Source organism: Lewinella sp. LCG006 (genome assembly GCF_040784935.1).
Lineage (GTDB): Bacteria > Bacteroidota > Bacteroidia > Chitinophagales > Saprospiraceae > Lewinella.
Genome location: NZ_CP160680.1, coordinates 6,227,363 through 6,248,812, shown reverse-complemented (window position 1 = coordinate 6,248,812; position 21,450 = coordinate 6,227,363). Strand labels below are relative to the sequence as shown.

Genomic DNA, 21,450 nt, shown 5'->3' with positions numbered 1-21,450 from the left:
GTAATAAAAATCACTATAATTTTAAACATCTAGATATTTATATATTTTGTACATTTGGTTGTAAGAAGACAATAATTTCCCTAATAGCTTTTTGTCGAATAGATAAATTGTTGATGCATGACCTACCAAAAAGAATACCAAAACAGCCTAACAAATCCCACTGCATATTGGACGGAGCAAGCCCAAGCACTTGACTGGTTCACTTTTCCGGAGACGATTCTTAGCCAGGATCAGGACGGGCTTTATCGCTGGTACAAGGGGGGTAAGATGAATACTTCCTATCTGGCCTTGGATTACCATGTGGCCAATGGCCGAGCGGAGCAAACGGCACTGATCTATGATTCTCCTGTAACGAATACCAAAGAGCGTTATACTTATCAGGAATTATTGGACGAGACGGCTCGTTTTGCGGGTGTCCTACAGGCGCAAGGGGTAACCAAAGGGGATCGGGTGATTATCTATATGCCGATGATTCCGCAGGTTGTTTTTGCGATGTTGGCTTGTGCGCGTTTGGGGGCCGTCCACTCCGTTGTGTTTGGTGGTTTTGCTGCGCACGAACTGGCGATTCGGATTGATGATGCTCGCCCCAAATTGATTTTGGTAGCCAGTGGGGGAAAAGAAATCGACCGCATTATACCGTATAAACCGATCATTGACAAGGCGCTGCAAGAAGCTACTTTTCAGCCTCAAGCCTGTATTGTTTACCAGCGTGATTTTGTACATGCAGACCTTCAGGAGGGACGGGATTTTGATTGGGAAACCCTTTTGGCAAAAGCCCAGCCAGTGAGCTATACCCCGGTAGATGCTACAGATCCTTTGTACATTCTCTACACTTCTGGTACAACGGGCCAGCCCAAAGGCATCGTAAGGGATAATGGGGGACATGCTGTGGCGCTTCACTACAGCATGAAGAATATTTACGGCGTACAGCCAGGAGAAACCTACTGGGCAGCTTCTGATGTAGGTTGGGTAGTAGGGCACTCTTATATTGTCTACGCCCCCTTGATTTACGGTTGTACCACGGTATTGTTTGAAGGCAAGCCGATCAAAACGCCGGATGCGGGCACTTTTTGGCGGGTTATTGAGGAGTACCAGGTAAAGGTGTTTTTTACTGCACCTACGGCTTTCAGAGCCATCAAAAAGGAAGATCCCGAAGGGAAATTAAAAGAACAGTACGATACCTCTTGTCTAAAGTACCTCTTTCTGGCAGGAGAACGCACTGATGTGAATACCCTTAATTGGTGTGAAGAGATGCTAAAGGTCCCCGTCATCGACCACTGGTGGCAGACGGAGTCGGGGTACCCTATGTTGGCCAACATGGCGGGTTTGGAATTGCAGCCGATCAAGCCGGGTTCAGCAGGTCCTCCTGTCTGTGGTTTTGAAGTCGCTATTTTAGACCACGACAACCAGGAAATGGCCCCAGGTGAAGAAGGCGCGGTAGCCATACGCTATCCATTGCCTCCGGGTTGCCTACCCAACTTGTGGGAAGATACGGCCCGTTTCAAGAAATCCTATTTGTCGGCCTATCCTGGCTACTATTTTTCTGGAGACGGTGGATACAAAGACGAGGATGGCTATGTCTACATTACGGGCCGCATTGACGATATCATCAATGTTGCTGGCCACCGATTGTCGACCGCAGAGATGGAGGAAGTTGTAGCGGCTCACCCTGCCGTCGCGGAATGTGCCGTCATCGGTGTGGCAGACGAGCTCAAAGGGCAATTACCCGTCGGTTTCTTTGTCTTGAAAACGGGGGTTACGACATCCGAAGCTACCGTTGAGCAAGAACTGATCAAGATGGTTCGTGATACCATTGGGCCCGTTGCTGCCTTCAAGCGAGCTGTGCAGGTAGAACGGCTTCCTAAAACACGATCAGGAAAAATTCTTCGAAAAATCATGCGTGCCATTGCCGACCAACAGTCTTTCAAGCCGCCTTCAACTATCGATGACATGAGTGTCCTTGGGGAGTTGGAAGCCATGATGAAGGAGAAAGCCATCGGCAACTGCGGGAGCTGAGTATTTGGCTAAACAACGGCATCGTTTTTTCTCTGGAGCCTACTGGCGTGAGGACTGCGAAGAGTTGGATCAATTGGAAGGCACTTCAAAAGTGCCTTCCAACTAAGCAATTTACACAAACTTACCCGTATAAGTATGTGGGCTCAACAGTAATAATTCCTGCTTGATCTCCTCGCTTACAGGCAACTCCTTGATAAAGGCCTTGATCTCTGCTTCCCCTACGGTAGCTTTGCCACGGGTGAGTGCTTTGAGTGCTTCGTAAGGTTTGGGGTAGTTTTCTCTTCGAAGAATATTCTGGATCGCTTCGGCAATGACCATCCAGTTGTTTTCGAGATCATCGTGGAGCTTGTTTTCATTGAGCAGTAGCTTGCTCAGTCCTTTTTGGATGGCCTGGAAAGCAATCATCGTATGGGCAAAAGGTACGCCGATGTTGCGTAATACCGTACTGTCAGTAAGGTCTCTTTGCAGCCTGGAAACCGGCAACTTATGGGCCAGGTGTTCAAGCAATGCATTAGCAATACCAAGGTTGCCTTCCGCATTTTCAAAATCAATCGGGTTGACCTTATGGGGCATAGCGCTGGATCCAACCTCCCCGGCAATGGTCTTTTGGCGGAAGTATTCCATAGAAATGTAAGTCCAGATATCGCGACAGAAGTCAATGAGGATGGTATTGATGCGCGCCATCGCGTGGAAGAAGGCCGCCAAATTATCGTAGTGTTCAATTTGCGTAGTAGGAAAGGCCCGGGGCAGTCCGAGGTGTTTTTCTGCAAATGCTTCCGCAAATGCGTGCCAGTCGTAGCTCGGATACGCAGCATAGTGAGCGTTGAGGTTACCCGTAGCTCCGCCAAACTTTACCCGTAATTCAATGTGCGAGAGTTGCAGCAGTTGGTGTTCAAGTCGAGCGGTGAACACCGCAATTTCTTTCCCCAACAGGGTAGGAGATGCTGGCTGACCGTGGGTGCGTGCTAGCATCGGAATAGCCTTCCATTCTTCCGCTAGAGCGTTCAAGTCAGCAAGAATGGCTTTAGCGCCGGGTAGGTAGACGTTCTGGTAAGCATCCCGCAAAGAAAGAGGAACAGCCGTGTTATTAATATCCTGACTGGTCAGGCCAAAGTGTACAAACTCCTGATAATCACTCAAGCCTAGTCGCTCAAAAGCTTGCTTGATATGGTACTCAACGGCCTTGACATCGTGGTTGGTCGTTTTTTCTATTTCCTTAATCGCTGAAGCATCCTCCAATGAAAAATTTTCGTATAATTCACTTAAACTTGCAACCTTATCGACAGCTATGCCCTTTAATTGGGGTAGACCAAGTTCGTAAAGTGCTTGAAAATATTTCACTTCTACCATCACCCGGTACTGGATTAATGCAGCTTCAGAAAAATACGTGCTGAGGTTTTGCGTTTTGTTGCGGTATCTGCCATCAATAGGACTTACAGCTTCTAAGGAGGTCATGCGTTGGAGGATTTATCGTTGGTTTTTGCTACCCAATAGTCGCAAAAAAGGAATATTAGGGGGCAAATGTAAGGACTATTTCAAAGGAGCACGGTGAACAAATCTTAAAATAATTACATTTGCAGTTTTGAAGAAGGTAATATTTGCCTTCTTCACAGTTTCAAGCGTTGAATAACAAAGCCAAAGTATGCCAAAGAACCTCGTCATTGTGGAGTCTCCTGCTAAAGCAAAGACCATCGAGAAAATCCTGGGAAAGGAGTTTGTCGTAAAATCTAGCTTTGGCCACGTGCGCGATCTGGACAAAGGAAGCCAGGCCGTGGATGTGGAAAATGACTTTGCAACCAAATATATTGTCTCTCCTGAAAAGCGCAAAGTTGTTAAAGAACTTAAAGATTGGGTTAAGAAGGTAGACGAAGTGTGGCTCGCGACGGATGAAGACCGCGAGGGAGAAGCCATTTCCTGGCACCTGTGTGAAGTGTTAGGGCTGGATGAAAACACCACCAAGCGGATTGTATTTCGAGAAATCACCAAACCAGCTATTCAGAAAGCCATTACCCAACCACGTACCGTTGACCTCAACCTGGTAGATGCCCAGCAGGCACGTCGGGTATTGGATCGCCTGGTAGGGTTTGAACTGTCAGAGTTGCTGTGGAAGAAAATCAGGGGTAAATTATCCGCCGGCCGGGTTCAGTCCGTTGCCGTTAAGCTGATCGTAGAAAAGGAGCGCCAAATTCGTGAATTCATTCCCCAGGCATTCTTTCGACTGGATGCCATTTTTAATGTAAAGAATGAGCAAGGCCGCATGGTTCAGCTCAAAGCAACTTCTCCTGATCGACTTTCGACCATTGAGGATGCACAGGAATTACTGAATAAGTGCGTGGGTGCAAAGTTTGCCATTGACAACATCGAGGTAAAACCTTTGACGCGCAAACCCGCTGCTCCTTTTACAACTTCTACCCTCCAGCAGGATGCTAGCAGGAAGCTCAGTTTTTCGGTAAAACGCACCATGCAGGTTGCCCAGCGCCTTTATGAAGCCGGGCATATCACTTATATGCGTACGGATTCTATCAGTTTATCCGAAGTCGCTATTGCTTCCATCGCTCAGCAGGTAGAACAGGATTTTGGCAAGGAATACGTCAACGTAAGGCGCTTTAAGAGCAAGAATACTTCGGCACAAGAGGCGCACGAAGCTATCCGCCCTACTTATATTGCCAAACAGAACGTAAGCGGAGATCGTGATGAACAGCGCTTGTACGAACTGATCTGGAAGCGCACGATCGCCTCACAGATGGCGGAAGCGAAATTGGAAAAGACTATTGTCAATATTGGCATCGACAAGGTACCTGATCAAATTCTGCGCGCAGAAGGCGAGGTTTTGGTTTTTGATGGTTTCTTAAAAGTCTATCTGGAATCCAAGGATGATGATGACGATGATGACGAAGTAAAAGGCATGTTGCCTCCTTTGGATGAAGGACAGCAATTGCCGCTGGATATTCTCACGGCTACCGAAAGCTTTACGCGCCCACCCGCTCGCTACACGGAGGCTGGTTTGGTGAAAGCATTGGAAGAGAAAGGTATTGGCCGTCCTTCTACGTATGCACCAACGATCAGCAAAATCATGGAAGAGAACCGTGGTTATGTTGTAAGTGAGTCGCGTGATGGTGAAGACCGGGATTTCCGCGTGATCACGTTGCAGGGCAATAAGGTGAGCGCGGAGACAAAGACAGAAAAGGCTGGCGCCGTTAAGAACCGCCTGTTTCCTACCGAGATAGGAATTACCGTCTCTGACTTCCTGGAAGAGCATTTCGATACCATTATGGAATATGGCTTTACCAGTGATATTGAAGAACGTTTCGATAGAGTAGCGGAAGGGAAAGAGAACTGGACCAAGATGTTGCGGGAGTTTTATGTTCCTTTTCATAAAAGCGTTGAGGTCATTACCGAAACCGCTGACCGGGTAACCAAGGAGCGGATTATTGGTACTGATCCGGAAACGGGGAGAACCATCCTGGTGCGTCTTTCTCGCCGTGGGCCGGTAATCCAGTTGGGAGCTCCTGATGAATTGTTACCCGATGAGAAACCAAAGTACGCCAACCTTCCTGCGGGAATGGAAATGGATGACATCGATCTGGAAATATCTCTCAAGCTGTTTGAGTTGCCCAAGACTTTGGGCGAATATGAAGGCAAAGAAGTCATTGTTGGTGTGGGGCGTTATGGCCCTTATGTCCGCTGGGGCGATGATTATATTTCCTTAGGGCGTGGTGCTGATCCACACGAGGTGGATTACGAAATGGCCCTCGAGAAAATAGCCATCAAAAAGAAGGAAGACGAACCGGTTGCACATTACAAAGGAGAGCCCGTCACCAAGGGTAAGGGACGTTTTGGGCCTTTTATCAAGTGGCAGAAACTCTTTGTCAATGTACCCAAGAAATACGACTGGGACAACCTTACTGAAGCGGAAGCCATAGAATTGCTGAAAGGAAAAATTGAGAAAGAAGCCAACCGCTACGTCCAGCGTTGGGAGGAAGAAGATATCAGCATCCAGAATGGTCGTTGGGGACCTTTCATCAAGTTCAAAAAAGCCAACGTCAAGCTTCCCAAAATCGGTACCGAAAAAATGACGGCTGAACAAGCCCAAGAGCTGAGTCTCGATGATGTGAAAGCAATCATAGAAGCAGAGCTACCAGGATCCTTCAGCAAAGAAAAGAGCAAAGCCAAGGCAAAACCCAAAGCTAAGCCTCGTAAGAAGAAATAAAATATCGTTTAACAAAAGACTGCTGGGATGAGGGAATTTTTTCTCTGCACTTGTGATTATTCATAGGAGCATTCCGGTTCAGTTCAAATAATAAAAACCATTATGGCCGAGCAAAAAAAGGCAAAAAATCAGCTTAACATTGAATTACCCGAAGATGTTGCGGAAGGTACCTACGCTAACTTGGCGGTGATCGCACATTCCAATAGTGAATTCATCATTGACTTTCTCCGTTTGGTACCTAATGTACCTAAAGCCAAAGTGAAATCACGCATTATCCTCACCCCTCAGCACGCTAAACGTTTGTTGAGAGCTTTGGCGGATAACGTGCAAAGATTTGAAAGCCAGCACGGCATCATTCAAGAAACGGAGCCCAATACGGGAGGTATTCCTCCAATCGGGTTTACGCCAACGGCACAAGCTTAAGTTAAAGTGAGATTTACCCTGTTGTATTACTGAAGGCAAGAAGCACCTAGGTAAATCTCACTGTACCACGTGCTTAGTACAGGGTATAGGGATTTTGACAAACCTAAATCGATGCTATACCAACTTATTTTATCTTTTTAATCATTCACTTATGCAACTCAGCGAACAGGAAATTGTCCGTAGAGAAAACTTAGCGGCTATTCGGGAGATGGGCATCGATCCCTTCCCGGCTGCTTTATTCCCCGTTACTCATTTGGCTGCCGATCTTAAAGCCGCTGCCGAATTTGATGAAGAAGATAAATTGTCAACGAACTTCACCGAAGTTTGTCTGGCAGGCCGCCTGATGGCCAAACGGGGAAAAGGTAAAGCTTCTTTTGCCGAACTACAGGACGCTTCCGGGCGCATCCAGATTTATGTCTCGCGTGATGATATTGCGCCAGGGGAAGACAAGTCGCTTTACAACGACCTTTTCAAGAAACTCCTGGACCTGGGTGATTTTATCGGGATCAAAGGCTACGTTTTCAAGACAATGGTAGGCGAAGTTTCCGTGCACGTCACTGAATTTACCTTCCTGGGTAAGTCACTACGGCCACTACCCGTGGTCAAGGTGGATGCAGAAGGCAAAGTACACGATGCCTTTACAAACCCAGAGTTGCGTTACCGCCAGCGTTATGTAGACCTTACGGTGAATGCGGAGGTGCGCGATCTGTTCCGCAAACGCAGTCGCCTGATCACGGCCATGCGTCTTTTCCTGGATGAAATAGGCTTGATGGAAGTCGAAACACCCATATTACAGCCCATTCACGGCGGTGCATCGGCGCGTCCTTTCAAGACGCACCACAATACCTTGGACATGCCGCTTTATTTGCGGATTGCCAATGAGTTGTACCTCAAGCGCCTGATTGTCGGCGGTTTTGACGGGGTCTACGAGTTTGGTAAAATGTTCCGTAATGAGGGCATGGACGCCACACACAATCCTGAATTCACGATGGTGGAGTTCTACGTGGCCTACAAGGATTACTACTGGATGATGGAAACCACCGAGCAACTGTTGGAGCATGCCATCCAATCCGTTCTTGGGGAAACGACGGTCAAAGTAGGAGAGCATGTCATCGATTTTAAAGGCCCATTCCGCCGCCTGACGATGTATGATGCCATCAAAGAATATACCGGTGTGGACATCTCAGGCCTCGATGAAGAGGGCTTGCGCAAAGTCGCGAAAGAGATGCACATCGAGGTAGAAGACAGCATGGGCAAAGGCAAGTTGATCGATGAAATTTTCGGCGAGAAAGTCGAATGGCAGTTGATCCAGCCTACCTTTATTACGGACTATCCGGTAGAAATGTCTCCGCTTACCAAAAAGCACCGCGACAAAGAAGGTTTGGTCGAGCGCTTTGAGTTGATCGTCAATGGTAAGGAGCTGGCCAATGCCTACACCGAGCTCAACGATCCCATCGATCAGCGTGAACGCTTCGAGGATCAATTGCGATTAGCAAAGCGCGGCGACGACGAAGCGATGGCACTCGACGAAGACTTCCTACGTGCACTGGAATACGGTATGCCACCAACTTCAGGTATCGGCATCGGTGTCGATCGTTTGGTGATGTTGCTAACGGGCCAAACCAGTATCCAGGAAGTACTGTTCTTTCCGCAGATGCGGCCGGAAAAGCGTAAAGAGAAGGAAGAAGAGAAGGAAGAAGGAGAGGCTTAATTATGTTTTTCTTGTTCTAAAAAAAGCGTTCAATGACCATGTTAGTTGTTGAACGCTTTTTTATTCCTGTTCGGCGTTGGCTGTGCCTACGTCGCCACTGTTCGTCGTTAGCTGTGCCTACGTCGCAGTGTCCGCAAAATTTCGTTTTGCGTAGGCAATCCTTCCCCCTTATAATCCCACGTATGGTTCAAAAAAAAAATTATGTGCCCTTATGTGGTTCAAAACAAAATCACCCCTTTACGAACTGGTTGACCCGCTCGTCTTTGTACCCGCCTCGTTCATCGAAAAATTGCTTTTTGCTAAGGAGCCTAACCGTTATATTTGGCAGGTACTAAAACTTAAACACATCATGCATCGTAAATTATCCCTATTATTTTTGCTTTCGGGCTTATCTGTTTTGACCTTTTCCTGTGGTGGCGATAAGGCTGCTGAAGAAGAAACATCTGATACTGACGGTATCAATATCACCGTAGAAAACGACGAAGGAGAGAAAGAATCCGTCACCATCAACCTTGGTGAAGGCAATATGAAAGATCTGCAAAATGGTTTGGCAGATGCTTTCGCTGAAGCTTCGGAATCGTTACGTAAAAACGCAGAGAATGGAGAAACGGTAGAGGTGATGAATTTTCGTGATATCAAGGCCATTTTACCTGATAAACTGCTCGGCATGGACCGGACGAAGCACACGGGCGAAAAAACGGGCGCAATGGGCTTTACTATTTCCCAAGCCGAAGCAAAGTACCAAGAGGATGACAAGTCTGTTGACGTGACCGTCGTAGATGCTGGCCAGATGGGTATCGCCAAGTTGGGGATGGTAGCCTGGGCCAGTGTGGAAGTAGACCGAGAAGGTGATTTTGGTTATGAAAGAACAACGGTCATCGACGGTCATAAGGCTTTTGAAAAATGGAATGCCGACAGTGGAGTAGGGGAGTTGATCTTCTTTTATGATGATCGCTTTATCATCACTTTGAAAGGTGAAAAACTTGGAGAAGATGATCTACGCAAGGCATTGAATCGTATTGATTACGAAGACTTGGAATAAAAGTTTTCAAAAAACGATAGAAAAGCACGGTTTAAAAACAAAAAGTTTTTAAATTTGATCCATGTACTGCCGTTGAAGGAGTGTTTCTTGCTTCCTTCAACGGCACATTCGACCGTTATTAATCTAATTTACATGGGTCTTTCCGAACAAAAAGTCAGTCTGAATGGTCGCCGGATTATGATTGCTTCTTACGTGGAAGAAGTAGCGGCCCAGCCAAAAACGGCCTCCTTGCGTAAGTCATTCCCTTCCGCTGATACGGATTACATGGGAGGCAAAAGCGACGGACTGGTATACGAGTCCAATTTCGCTGGTAAGGATTTGACGGCTACTTACGAAATGATTTGCGCTTTCCTCAAAGAAGAAGGCTATCAAGATGTCCCGCTCCCCGCTAATGTAGAGGAGTTGTTGCAGTTTCGCCTCGCGACCCGCAACCGCCAGGTGCTCCTTTTTGAAGACAATGGCTACGTTCACAACCCCGTAAAAATCCTTTTTCCGCTGGATGGCCGCAAGAAGTCTACCCTCATTCTCAAGCTATATAACGAGGCGGCGGAGCAGCATTTGCTGCGGTTTCATAATAAGCTTGAAGAAAAAAATGAATAGGAATAACAAGATAGCATTAACTCAAAAGGAAGAACTTCAGGACTGAAAAAGGAAGGTGGATAATAAATATTTATTTTTATCTTTAGTGGATTAAGAAAATCCACTTTGTATTTCGATTTGAAATTCGAGTTAAAATAAGTGGGTGCGCTAACACTTTAAAACTAAGCTTATGAAAGTTTTGCTCTCTCTCGGGATCATCTGTATATTGATGACGACCCTCCACAGTCAAATTACTTTTGAAGAGATTACAACACCGGATGACTTTAGCCTTAGAGCGATCAGAAAGTCACCTGTCGGTGAATATTTTACACAAGCTATTAATGATCAATCCACCGTTTATTCTTCTTTCGATGGGGCTACTTGGACCCAAGAAGTGCTCCCGGAGTCGCAAGCCTTGGTTGATGTCCAATTTTATGCGGATGGCACACCCGTCTTGAAATCCGAGAGTTATAATCATTGTATCCGACGAGATGGAAGCTGGTATGCGCTAGATCTTGATGGAGGCTGGGATGGTGTTCAGGCTTCTTTTATCAAAGGAGATACGCTGTTTGTTTACGAGAATAATTCCTTTGGCTATAGCCTGAATAAAGGACTTACTTTCGTTCCCATTTTTACTTACGAAGAAGGTTTTGTTGACCATAGGACTCATTTATGGGTATTTGATCATTATTTAGCCCTACACCATACTGCGGGTGCTTCTGATGATTTGTCCGTCTTTTCTCGCGACGGAACACGAATCAGACATGAATCCTTGAACCTTGGCATTAGTAAATTCGCCTACAATGATTGTGGCAAAGTATTGTTATATGATCAGAGTAATTTCTACAGCTTATCAGGCGAGGGGCTTGTTTTTGAGTCGGGCAGTATGTCTAGCATTGCTTCAGATTTTGCTTATGGTGATGAAATACTGTCGTCTGAAGGAGATTGGTACTACCGGAATGGGGCTAGAATACTCAAATCTACCGGTTGTGATTTTGACTGGGAAGTAGTAGAGGATGAGCCCATATTATCAACTTACAGGGATTTATGGATCAGTGACCAAGCAGATTTTTTGATAAGCAATGATTATGATGATCATTTTTTGGAGCAGTCAGCTGGCAGTTCACAGTGGGAAGAGAGGTCGGCTCTCATTAACTATGCGTACCCTGTTGGGATTGATGAATCCTATCAAAATGGACAGCTTGTTCGCACCCCCAATGAAATTTTTGTGAAAACAGTAGGAGAGGAGAGCTGGCAGGAAATAGTAGCAGACGAAAATGCATGGTTAGGAGGACAATTTTCTCCAAATGGTAGTTTATATCTGAATCGTGGCGATGTTATTATGTATTCCCAGAATAATGACCAGAATTTCGAGGTCATTGAAGTACCAGAAGGAGAACTTGGTATAGGAATCAACAGTATGAACGTACTCGACGATGGGGTTATTTATATTAATGGAGGCTCATTTGACAATAACTACTATACCCTTAATAATGGGCAGGATTGGGTCGAGACGAATCTTTTTCTATTTAGCAGTAATCCCAATGTTAAACTAGTAGGCAGTGAAATTTTCATAATCAATACTGACATTGAGTGTCGTGTTACTAAAATAAACACGATAACGGGTGAGCAGGTCAGCGAGGTTTTAGGAACTTTTCCCAATATGTATTCTTCACTGTTTACCATCTTGGATGACGGAACGGTCTATTTTATTATCCAAGATGTTTTTAGCGGCCAACATAATTTATATCGCTTTAAATTTGGTGAAGAGCTCACTAATTTAGGCGATTTCATAGAAGGAGGATCAGGAATCTTATTGAGCAGCTCAGGGCTGGATCTCTTCCTGTTTAGCAATTCTAGATATTACATTTTTGATGGGGTAAACTTCGTGGAACATAGTTATAGTGGATTACCCCAATCGTTTGTGAACAATTTTTTTGTTACAGAAAACCAGTACGTTTACGTAATCATCGGCCAACATCGTATTTTCAGGTCTACTGCGCCATTATCTTCGCCACAGTTTATCACGGGTACGATTTTTCATAATGATAGTGAAGATTGCGAACCCGATCAATCAGACAACACCCTTGCCCACTGGCGGATAAAAGTAGAAGGCGATGCCTATTCACGCATGAAAAGCACGGATAGTGAGGGCAATTTTAATTTTTCAGTACCACTTGGTACTTATACCTTGAGTGCAGAGCCAATAAATACCAATTGGGAGCTTTGCGCACCTTCTTTTAGCATTGTAATGAATGAAGATAACGCTACGCTTGTTCAGGATTTTCAAGCTAAAGCATTGGAAGAATGTGCTTCGCTTGAGATCGACTTTTCTACACCGTTGCTTCGTCGTTGTTTTGATAATTACTACACGGTGCAGGTGCGTAACTCTGGCCCGCTTACCAGTACAGCAACAACACTGGCGCTTACATTGGATCCCTTTTTTGATTTCATCTCGGCTTCGATCCCTTACAATCAAATAAACGACACGGAGCTTATCTTTGATCTTGGCGCATTGGAGGTAAACGAAGTGATTATGTTCAACCTGGAATTTAATCTTTCGTGCGAGGCAGAATTAGGGCAAGAGCATTGTCTATTTGGGGTGCTTTCCGATGATAGCAGCTGTCAAAATTCTCGGACTGATCATGTCGAGTGTCAGAATAATATCGGGGCTTTTGATCCTAATGATAAGCGTATTTTTAACGAAAGTGGAGTAGAAACAGAGCGTGTAGATTTAGAGGAATACATCTACTACCACATACGATTCCAAAATACCGGAACGGACACCGCGTTTAATGTTCGGATAATAGATCCGATATCTCCTATATTGGATGTGAATACGTTGACAATGCTGAGTGCCAGCCATCCTTATGAATATGAGATTAATGATGGCGCTTCCTTGGTGGTTTATTTTTCGGATATTCTCTTGCCGGATAGCACCACGAATGAACCCGCTTCAAACGGTTTTTTCAGGTTCAAAATAAAGCCCTTGCCAGCATATGGTTATGGTACAGAAATACCTAACCAGGCGGGTATCTATTTTGACTTCAATGAGCCGGTGATAACCAACCAAGCCTTGCTAACTATTCAAGCACCTGTTCGAGTAAGCGCTTCCAAAGATTTGGTGCATTTCGAAGTTTTTCCAAATCCAACCGATGATGTGCTGTCTATTTTAATAGCGGAGGAACCCCTTGAACGGATTACGGATTTTGAAATCATTAATGCTACGGGTATCGTGATGACAACGGGTCATTGGCCTAAGAATAATAAGCTGGAAATAGCACAACTACCCGATGGCCTATATCAGCTGTTACTCAAAACCGAAAAGACCATTGTGGGGGTAGAGAAATTTATCAAGCACTAATATTTAGGTTACGAAGAAGCGCGTATTCATATCACCGCTGCTAGCCCCGATCTGGGGACAATAAAATTAATGCGCTCAAAACAACCCTTGATGAGGTGATCGTAAGTGCCTCGCCCAGTAGTTATAAGGGGCAATTCAAAGGGAGTAATTTCCGGATTAGCCCTTTGGCACTGAAAAATATTAATCCCTTAAGCACCGAAGAAATATTAAGAACCGTACCGGGGGTCAATATTGTGGGAGATATGGGCTTGTCTAACCGCCCTAACATCAGTATCAGAGGTTCCTGGGGGCGTAGGTCAAAAAAAGTACTGTTGATGGAAGATGGTACTCCTTCGGCACCTGCACCGTATATCGCACCAGGAGCTTATTACAATCCGGTAAGTGACCGTATTACCTCCATTGAGGTCTATAAAGGTGCTGATATGCTACGATTTGGGCCTAATAATATGTACGGCGCTATCAATTACATCACGGCCTTGCCGCCGCAGAAACCTGAGTTAAGGGTGAAATTGATTGGTGGCCAGCGCAATTATCAAACGGGATTGTTGTCTTACGGTGGAACGTGGAACAATCTTGGGGCATTAGTTGAAGGAGTTTATAAAAAGTTTGATGGGTTTACCGACAATTCTTCGGTGGATGTATTGAACCTCAACGCAAAAGTTTTCGCTAAACTCTCAGAAAATCAATCCTTATATTTTAAAGTAAGTAGCCAATTTGAAGATAACCAAGCATCATTGAGTTCTCAAACACCTTTTACTTTCGAAACAGATCCCTCCCAAAATCCATTGGATGCTGATCAGTTCACCATGCGGAGGTATGGCGTCGACATCATTCATAAATGGCTGCCTGTTGAAAACCTTAGTTTCACTTCGAAAATTTATGCTTCCGATTTTGAAAGAGATTGGTGGCGACAAATCACGACAAAGGTCAAAGCTTCCGAAGTAAAAGACTACGTGGGCGAGCAGATATTTAGTGACCACTATGGTTATTTGAATGGCCATACTTTTGGCGAGGAAGACTACGTCATCGTTGGTAGGGTATTGAAAGGCCGAGAAAGCACTTCCGATAGTCGTTGGACCTACACCGTTTCTGGATTCAAAGAAACCGTCAACCTACAATGGGATGCCTTTGGAGAAAAGCAAAAACTGGAGGCCAGCTTCAATCTGCATCGGGAAACTTTCAAAGACCGTTTTTTAGTGGCTGACAGTAGTCGCTGGGCGAGGAATGGCACGGCTACCACCGATTTGTGGTACCGACTTTGGTCAGCCAATGGATTTGTCAGAAATGAGTTCAATATAGGTAAATGGGGAATTACGCCAATCCTTAGATTTGAGCACGTGGATATGTACCGGCAAAATTTAATTGCCCTTGCTCAGAATCCTAATATCAATAGCACCGAAGAAGGAAGAGAACCAAACGTCTACAACCAGTTTTTGCCGGGCATTACGGTTGATTATCGCATCAAAAATGGGGAGTTGTATGGGAGTCTTTACGAAGGGATGATTGCTCCTTCCAAGGTTTTTGGCTTTTTGGTGGAGCAAGACGGTATCGTCACCAATCCGCTGGCCGGACAAAGTATCAATATTGCCCCGGAGCTGAGTTTAAACACGGAAATAGGATGGCGAGGAAGCCTGCTGAATAATCGTATTGATGGCCAACTTACTTATTTCAACAATACTAGCCGTAATTTTTATGCGGGGGGCAGAAATGAGGTCTTTCAAGAACTGGGGGAAATAAATGTGCAGGGATTAGAACTTGCCTTGGGAGTGGAACTTTTCAAGAGCAATCAACACCAGCTGAGGTTTTTGGCAAATGTCAATTTGATGAAGTCAAAAGTTCTTGAAGGGAAGTTGGTCGATAAAGACCTCTTTTCGCAAGTCATTCACAGTACGGATACACAAAACGAATACATTGATAAAGTGAATGCCAACAGAGGTGCATTCGACGTTTATATTTCTGATGGGGCAGGAGGGGAGCTTCTTTTGACTGGAGAATCTCTCGAGTTATCTGATTTTCAGAATATTACGAAAAGTGTGATCACTTTTGGAGAGGAAGGTCTCAAAGATGCAGAAGCCCCCTATACGCCAAAGTGGAACGCCAGTATCGGATTGAATTACGATTATGAAAACCTATCGCTTGGGGTAAGTGGACATTTTGTAAGCGCGCAGTATACCGAATTTCATAATTTCGATAAGGAGTCAGCTGATGGGGCGATTGGGAAACTACCCGCCTACCATTCTTTCGATGCTTTTGTAAACTATGACTTTCTTTTAGGGGGCAAGATCAATACCAATGTCTTTGTAAATGGAAAGAATATAACCAATGAAATCTACAGAGCTTCCCGATTAAACAGAGCTACATCAGGCATCTTTGGGGGTGGTTTCAGGCAAATAATCGTTGGCGTAAATCTGGAAATATAAAAGCTGCGGTCAATTTCTCTACTTATCCACCGGCATTGCAATCCCCAGTTCCTTGGCTTTGGTCTGCATAAAGGCAAAGGCGGCATCGTATTCATTAGGAATATCACCATCCAGAATGGCTTCCCGAATCGCATTTTTGATAATGCCTACTTCCCGGCTTGGGGGGATGCCAAAAGTTTCCATGATAAGCTCACCGCTAATGGGGGGCTGCCAATTACGTAAGTGATCTTGCTCTTCTACGGCTTGGAGGCGTTCGCGCAGGTACTCGTAATTCTGTAAGTAGCGACGGACGCGCTTTTCATTTTTTGAGGTGATGTCAGCTTCGCAGAGCAGCATCAATTGATCAATATCTTCTCCAGCTTCGAAGAGAATACGCCGAACGGCAGAGTCGGTGATGTCTTCCTTCGTGAGTGATATAGGACGTTGATGAAGCTGAACCATCTTCTGGACAAACTTCATTTTTTGATCCATGGGTAGGCGTAGACGACGGAAAATACGAGGTACCATGGCTGCACCTACCGCTTCGTGTCCGTGAAATGTCCAGCCATTTTCTTTGTCAAAACGCTTGGTTACCGGTTTGGCAATATCATGCAAAAGCGCCGACCAACGCAACCAGAGGTGGTTGCTTTTGTGTGCCAATTGATCGACAACCTGGAGGGTATGATAGAAATTATCCTTGTGGCCTACGCCGTTGCGAATTTCTACTCCCTGCATAGCTGCCAGTTCGGGCAGAATGAGTTCCAGCAGGCCCGTATCAAACAAGAGTTTGAAACCAATACTGGGTTGTGGTGCTTCCAGTATTTTATTAAGCTCGGTGGCGATTCTTTCCTGGGAAATGATCTTTATCCGGTTGCGAAACTTGCTGATCGCCTCCAGGGTCGTTTGGTCGATCTCAAAGCCCAGCTGGGTAGAAAAGCGAATAGCGCGCAACATCCGCAGCGGATCATCCGAAAATGTTTTTCCTGGTTCAAGAGGAGTGATGATGCGCTTTTGTTCCAAATGCTCCAGGCCATCGAAGGGATCAATGATGGCACCGTAGTTATCTTCATTGAGGCTTACCGCTAAAGCATTGATAGTGAAGTCGCGCCGATTTTGGTCATCTTCCAGGGTGCCATCCTCAACGGTGGGTTTTCGAGAATCTGAGCGATAGCTTTCTTTACGAGCACCTACAAATTCCACCTCCAGGCCTTCGTGCATAAGCATAGCAGTACCGAAACGCTTAAAGGTAGTCACTCTGGGGCGAGGATGAAATTTCTTGGCCACCGCTAATGCCAACTCAATACCACTTCCAACGCAGACGATGTCCATGTCTTTTGACGGACGAGCCAAGAGGCGATCGCGTACATAACCTCCCACCACATACGCAGGAAAGCCCAACTCATTGGCAGCAGTACTGATGACCTCAAAAATTTTCCGTTCTTTACTTTGGATATCAAAAACCACGTTGTCCTATGTTTGCGGTGAATTAATTCATTCGACAGTCTTGCCGAATGGTCTCAAGCCCAGCGGAGCAAAGTCCGCGATGAGATACCCTTAAGTAGTTACCATGAATTCTCGCTCGGTATAGATGCTTTCAATTTCATCAAGGGTGCTGAACAAGGTTGCTGGGTCATGCTCAGAAACCAAAACCTGGCGGAAGTTTTTAATCCCCGGATAGCCACGGAAATAATTGGAATAGTGCCGACGCATCTCCAATACACCCAGGGTCAGTCCTTTCCAATCAAGGCTGTGTTGCAAATGCTGCTTACACGCTGCTACACGTTCACTGATCGTTGGTGGATCAAGCATCTCCCCAGTCGCAAAATAATGCTTGATTTCCCGGAAAATCCACGGATAACCGATACTGGCTCTACCAATCATGATACCGTCCACACCATATTTTTCCCGGTAAGCTTTTGCTTTTTGGGGACTATCAATGTCACCGTTACCAAAGATAGGAATATGGATGCGGGGGTTGTTTTTTATGTTGCCGATTTTTGTCCAGTCGGCTTCTCCCTTGTACATCTGCTTGCGGGTTCTGCCGTGGATAGAAAGGCCTTTGATGCCTACATCCTGCAAGCGTTCGGCTACTTCTTCGATGTATTGGGTGTTGTCGTCCCAACCCAAGCGGGTTTTTACGGTAACGGGCAAATTGGTCCTTTTAATAATGGCTTCCGTAAGGCTCACCATTTTAGGAATATCTTGCAGAATACCAGCTCCAGCGCCTTTACACGTCACCTTTTTTACGGGGCAACCAAAGTTGATGTCCAGTACCTCCGGTTGGGCTTCTTCCACGATCTCGGCAGCACGTTCCATGCTATCGAGGTTGGCACCGAAGATCTGAATACCAATGGGCCGCTCTTCATCGTAAATGTCCAATTTCTGGACGCTTTTAGTCGCATCACGAATCAGGCCCTCAACGGAGATGAATTCGGTATACATCATGTCGCAGCCCTGCGCTTTACACAAGGCACGAAAGGGAGGGTCGCTGACATCCTCCATGGGGGCTAGCAGTAAAGGGAACTCTCCAATCTCAACATCTCCTATCTTTACCATAAATCGGATCGAATAATTTTGGTTTACCGACAAAACAAGCAAGGGGCAAAAATACCTAAATACGTGCTGAATTGCAACGCAATTAAGAACTTTCGCACGAATTTACCCTTCCCGCAAATAAAACTTCCTCCTACATTTGGCTGGCCCGAGGAAAACTTTAATTTTACCACAGATAGTAGTCAGGTGATGTTGCTAACTACTTTTTTTAAACCTTGGTTCCCTAACTATCAGCTAAATAAACCTCCATGCTTACTGCAATTGTTCTGGTATTCATTCTCGGTTATCTTACCATTGTTTTTGAACACCCCTTACATCTTGATAAAACGGTACCTGCACTCCTCATGGGGGCGCTGTGTTGGGCTTTAGCAGCCATTGGCTTTAACGGAGGAGATCTTTCCATCGTAGACAGCCACGAACACCTTTTTAGTATGGTTGGCGGGCACGGCGAAGAAGCTGCGGAGGGGTTCAAAAACGCATTGTTGCATCACTTAGGCAAAACGGCAGAAATCCTGATCTTCCTGATCGGGGCGATGACAATCGTAGAAATCATTGATTTACACCGTGGTTTTGAAATCCTGAAAAACTGGGTAAAAACCAAAAACAAAAAGCGCCTGCTCTGGATCATCGGTCTCCTGGCGTTTGTTTTATCTGCAATCATTGATAACCTAACTGCAACAATCGTACTGGTGACTTTGCTTCGTAAGCTGATTCACAACCCTAAGCAAAGGTTGTGGTACGCTGGCTTGGTCGTCATTGCTGCCAACGCTGGTGGTGCCTGGTCACCTATCGGTGATGTAACGACAACCATGCTCTGGATTGGGGGGCAGGTGACGACGGGTGGACTGGTTACTAACCTGGTACTTCCTTCTATTGTTTGTTTCGCTGTTCCTTTTTTAATAGCAAGTATGCTGCCCATTTTTCAGGGAGAGATTGAGGTGGAAGAATCAAACGAATCAGAACATAATCGTTTGCTAAGTAGTAAGACCATGTTGTTTTTGGGCTTAGGGATGATCGTATTCGTACCTATTTTCAAGACGATAACCCACTTGCCTCCTTACTTAGGGATGATGCTGAGTTTAGGTGTCGTTTGGTTGGTTTCAGAGTATATCCACCCCGAGGAAGACTTCACGGAAGAGCGTAAAGTAGCCTTCTCTGCTCATAAGGCCCTCAGCAGAATTGAGATGTCGTCCATTCTCTTTTTCCTCGGAATATTGATGGCGGTAGCGGCTTTGGAAACCATCGCTATTGGCAATGTAGGTGCCCTACGTTCTGTGGCAGAAAGCCTTCAGGAAGCCATACCTAACCAAGATGTTGTTGTTGTTATTCTTGGTTTCTTATCTGCTGTTATTGACAATGTTCCGCTTGTGGCAGCCTCAATGGGTATGTATGACCTCAGTGTATTTGTGGAGGATTCCAAGCTTTGGCATTTTATCGCCTATTCTGCGGGTACGGGTGGTTCGATGCTGATTATTGGATCTGCAGCCGGGGTAGCTGCGATGGGTATGGAACGGATCGACTTCATTTGGTACTTTAAGAAAATTGCCTGGTTGGCACTTGTTGGCTTCTTAGCTGGTGCCGGCGTTTTTCTGCTATTAGCCCAATTTCTTCACTAGAGGTTGAGTTCGTAATACTCGATCACTTCTGGCTTCAACAAAATATAGTTGGAGCCAGAAGTAGCTGTTTTTCTAATGCTTAACCGTAACTTTATTATGAGAATTGCGCTTGCTATTCTGATGTTTTCTTTTGCCTTTTGCGCTTGCGATCCCTATTCTAATACAGACCTTGCCGGAAATTGGAAAGCTGTAGAGATTACCGAAGAGGGGGATAGTCTTGCTGTTGATCTTAGCGGCATACGCTTTGAATTCACCAATGATGGGCACTATTATTTTCATAGCACCCTTAATTATGAAGAAGCAGGTACCTACCGCTTAGATGGGCCTTATTTGTTTAGCACAGATACGACACAGGAAATTTCCCGCGAGAAGGCCGTGGAGATCGTCTTGCTCAACGCAGATAGTTTACAGTTGCGGATGCAAGAGCTTGGTAAAGAGCGAATCATGCTCTTGAAGAAGGAGTAGTTGTAGTTATACCCGTTACTAAGTGGTCTGGGACATTCTCACTTGTCCTTTTCTACTCTGACTGCGTTAAAAAGCCTCGCCGAAGCTTAGGCTTCGCCTACGTTTTTCGCCTTCTCAGAGCAGAAAATGACGTTGCGATAATATTCCCAAACCACTTAGTGCCGGGTATATTATTCACCAAAAATTTCGTCAATAGATTGTTGGATGTCGGCAATATCCTGATCACTTACCGGTGGTGGGGTAGAAGTTGTTTTACCTGGTCCTAAAAGTGCTTCCAACAAGTAGGCATTTGCTGAGGATGGTGCTGTTGTGGATAGTTGCTCCATTATTTTTGCTACGGTCAACAATACCTCTTCGTCTTCGCAAGAGGTGATTTTCTGTATAAGTGTCAGTTTAAGGGCTTTTTTGTCCATTTACTTAAGAGTGAGTTTTTGTAACAGATAAAAAATACTGCTACCACAGCAATAGGCCAGACCATCTCGCCAGTCGGCAGTGAACAACATCGAATAATGAGGAAGTATGCCCTCAAAGAGAATAAAGATAAAACAAGTAAAGAATGCTATCTCCTTTTTACGGAGATAAAGCGTTTTCCAGAACAGCTGCTTTTCCCATTGCCAAATGGCTAAAAAAAGTGGCATGCAGAGAATATCATCCAAATAAGCATTCATCCAAGGTACAGATAGGTGGAGTATTTTTTGTGAATACTGGTGAACCAAAGCTATGACACCAATCAATGCAATAGCGAATGAATAATGTTGCTTCGCAGTCATAAAACTGCAGCAATGGCGATCGTGAGCCCTAAAACCAGAAAAGGAGAAAGTATAAGCATCAGTAAGAAGCCCAAAAACTGCAAACCAATTTTATAGGTCAACATCCACAGGGGATCATCGTCTCGGAAAGCCACATAGTCCTGAAAGCTACGATAAGAATTTTTGGTGTAGCCAACGAATTTGTCTACGGCATTAGGCACTTCTTTTTGGCCTTTGGTGGATCTGATTTTCATATTGCTTAGCAGGGTGATTAAGAATTAGTACAAATGTAATTTTGTCTATATTCTATGTACACTTAATCA

At 45.2% G+C, this 21,450-nt stretch carries 16 protein-coding genes; 10 read left to right on the top strand and 6 right to left on the bottom strand.

Annotated elements, in window-relative coordinates:
- The first annotated feature begins 117 nt into the window (after nucleotides 1-117).
- Nucleotides 118-2,016 carry a propionyl-CoA synthetase gene (locus tag AB0L18_RS22665; protein WP_367389607.1) on the top strand — a complete coding sequence of 633 codons (1,899 nt, stop codon included), beginning with the start codon at nucleotides 118-120 and terminating at the stop codon, nucleotides 2,014-2,016.
- Between the two features lie 111 nt (nucleotides 2,017-2,127).
- Here AB0L18_RS22665 and purB read toward each other — a convergent pair whose 3' ends face one another.
- Nucleotides 2,128-3,471: an adenylosuccinate lyase gene (purB, locus tag AB0L18_RS22660; protein ID WP_367389606.1), complete on the bottom strand. Its 1,344-nt coding sequence runs from the start codon at nucleotides 3,469-3,471 to the stop codon at nucleotides 2,128-2,130.
- A gap of 187 nt (nucleotides 3,472-3,658) precedes the next feature.
- Here purB and topA point away from each other — a divergent pair, with 187 nt between their 5' ends.
- The 7 genes from topA to AB0L18_RS22625 all read left to right on the top strand — a co-directional run bounded on the left by topA (nucleotide 3,659) and on the right by AB0L18_RS22625 (nucleotide 15,765).
- The gene (gene topA, locus AB0L18_RS22655) at nucleotides 3,659-6,226 is read left to right on the top strand and encodes a type I DNA topoisomerase (protein ID WP_367389605.1); all 2,568 of its coding nucleotides are present in this window, start codon (nucleotides 3,659-3,661) and stop codon (nucleotides 6,224-6,226) included.
- A gap of 102 nt (nucleotides 6,227-6,328) precedes the next feature.
- The gene (locus tag AB0L18_RS22650) at nucleotides 6,329-6,649 is read left to right on the top strand and encodes a DUF3467 domain-containing protein (protein ID WP_367389604.1); all 321 of its coding nucleotides are present in this window, start codon (nucleotides 6,329-6,331) and stop codon (nucleotides 6,647-6,649) included.
- A 151-nt stretch (nucleotides 6,650-6,800) separates the two neighbouring features.
- Complete coding sequence (gene lysS / locus AB0L18_RS22645) at nucleotides 6,801-8,360, top strand: lysine--tRNA ligase (RefSeq protein WP_367389603.1); 1,560 nt, start codon at nucleotides 6,801-6,803, stop codon at nucleotides 8,358-8,360.
- Between the two features lie 211 nt (nucleotides 8,361-8,571).
- On the top strand, nucleotides 8,572-9,402 hold the full coding sequence (locus AB0L18_RS22640) for a hypothetical protein (RefSeq protein WP_367389602.1): 831 nt from the start codon (nucleotides 8,572-8,574) through the stop codon (nucleotides 9,400-9,402).
- 132 nt (nucleotides 9,403-9,534) lie between these two features.
- Nucleotides 9,535-10,002 (top strand): hypothetical protein, encoded by a 468-nt coding sequence (locus tag AB0L18_RS22635; RefSeq protein WP_367389601.1) that lies wholly within the window; start codon nucleotides 9,535-9,537, stop codon nucleotides 10,000-10,002.
- Nucleotides 10,003-10,171: 169 nt separating this feature from the next.
- Nucleotides 10,172-13,345, top strand: coding sequence for a T9SS type A sorting domain-containing protein (locus tag AB0L18_RS22630; RefSeq protein WP_367389600.1), 3,174 nt, complete (start codon nucleotides 10,172-10,174; stop codon nucleotides 13,343-13,345).
- Between the two features lie 95 nt (nucleotides 13,346-13,440).
- Entirely contained in the window at nucleotides 13,441-15,765 is a 2,325-nt protein-coding gene (locus tag AB0L18_RS22625; protein ID WP_367389599.1) for a TonB-dependent receptor family protein, read from the top strand.
- Between the two features lie 18 nt (nucleotides 15,766-15,783).
- Here AB0L18_RS22625 and AB0L18_RS22620 read toward each other — a convergent pair whose 3' ends face one another.
- Both AB0L18_RS22620 and dusB read right to left on the bottom strand, forming a co-directional pair.
- Nucleotides 15,784-17,208: a CCA tRNA nucleotidyltransferase gene (locus AB0L18_RS22620; RefSeq protein ID WP_367389598.1), complete on the bottom strand. Its 1,425-nt coding sequence runs from the start codon at nucleotides 17,206-17,208 to the stop codon at nucleotides 15,784-15,786.
- A gap of 90 nt (nucleotides 17,209-17,298) precedes the next feature.
- The gene (dusB, locus tag AB0L18_RS22615; protein ID WP_367389597.1) at nucleotides 17,299-18,300 is read right to left on the bottom strand and encodes a tRNA dihydrouridine synthase DusB; all 1,002 of its coding nucleotides are present in this window, start codon (nucleotides 18,298-18,300) and stop codon (nucleotides 17,299-17,301) included.
- A 245-nt stretch (nucleotides 18,301-18,545) separates the two neighbouring features.
- Here dusB and nhaD point away from each other — a divergent pair, with 245 nt between their 5' ends.
- Both nhaD and AB0L18_RS22605 read left to right on the top strand, forming a co-directional pair.
- Nucleotides 18,546-19,913: a sodium:proton antiporter NhaD gene (nhaD, locus tag AB0L18_RS22610; RefSeq protein WP_367389596.1), complete on the top strand. Its 1,368-nt coding sequence runs from the start codon at nucleotides 18,546-18,548 to the stop codon at nucleotides 19,911-19,913.
- A 96-nt stretch (nucleotides 19,914-20,009) separates the two neighbouring features.
- On the top strand, nucleotides 20,010-20,378 hold the full coding sequence (locus AB0L18_RS22605) for a lipocalin family protein (RefSeq protein ID WP_367389595.1): 369 nt from the start codon (nucleotides 20,010-20,012) through the stop codon (nucleotides 20,376-20,378).
- Between the two features lie 170 nt (nucleotides 20,379-20,548).
- On the opposite strand, the gene AB0L18_RS22600 is transcribed toward AB0L18_RS22605, so the two are convergent.
- The 3 genes from AB0L18_RS22600 to AB0L18_RS22590 are packed head-to-tail and all read right to left on the bottom strand — an operon-like array spanning nucleotide 20,549 to nucleotide 21,381.
- The gene (locus tag AB0L18_RS22600) at nucleotides 20,549-20,791 is read right to left on the bottom strand and encodes a hypothetical protein (protein WP_367389594.1); all 243 of its coding nucleotides are present in this window, start codon (nucleotides 20,789-20,791) and stop codon (nucleotides 20,549-20,551) included.
- Nucleotides 20,792-21,148, bottom strand: a complete 357-nt coding sequence (locus AB0L18_RS22595) for a hypothetical protein (RefSeq protein WP_367389593.1) — start codon at nucleotides 21,146-21,148, stop codon at nucleotides 20,792-20,794.
- Nucleotides 21,145-21,381: a hypothetical protein gene (locus AB0L18_RS22590; RefSeq protein WP_367389592.1), complete on the bottom strand. Its 237-nt coding sequence runs from the start codon at nucleotides 21,379-21,381 to the stop codon at nucleotides 21,145-21,147. Before AB0L18_RS22590 ends, AB0L18_RS22595 begins: the two co-directional genes overlap by 4 nt.
- Between the last annotated feature and the right edge of the window lie 69 nt (nucleotides 21,382-21,450).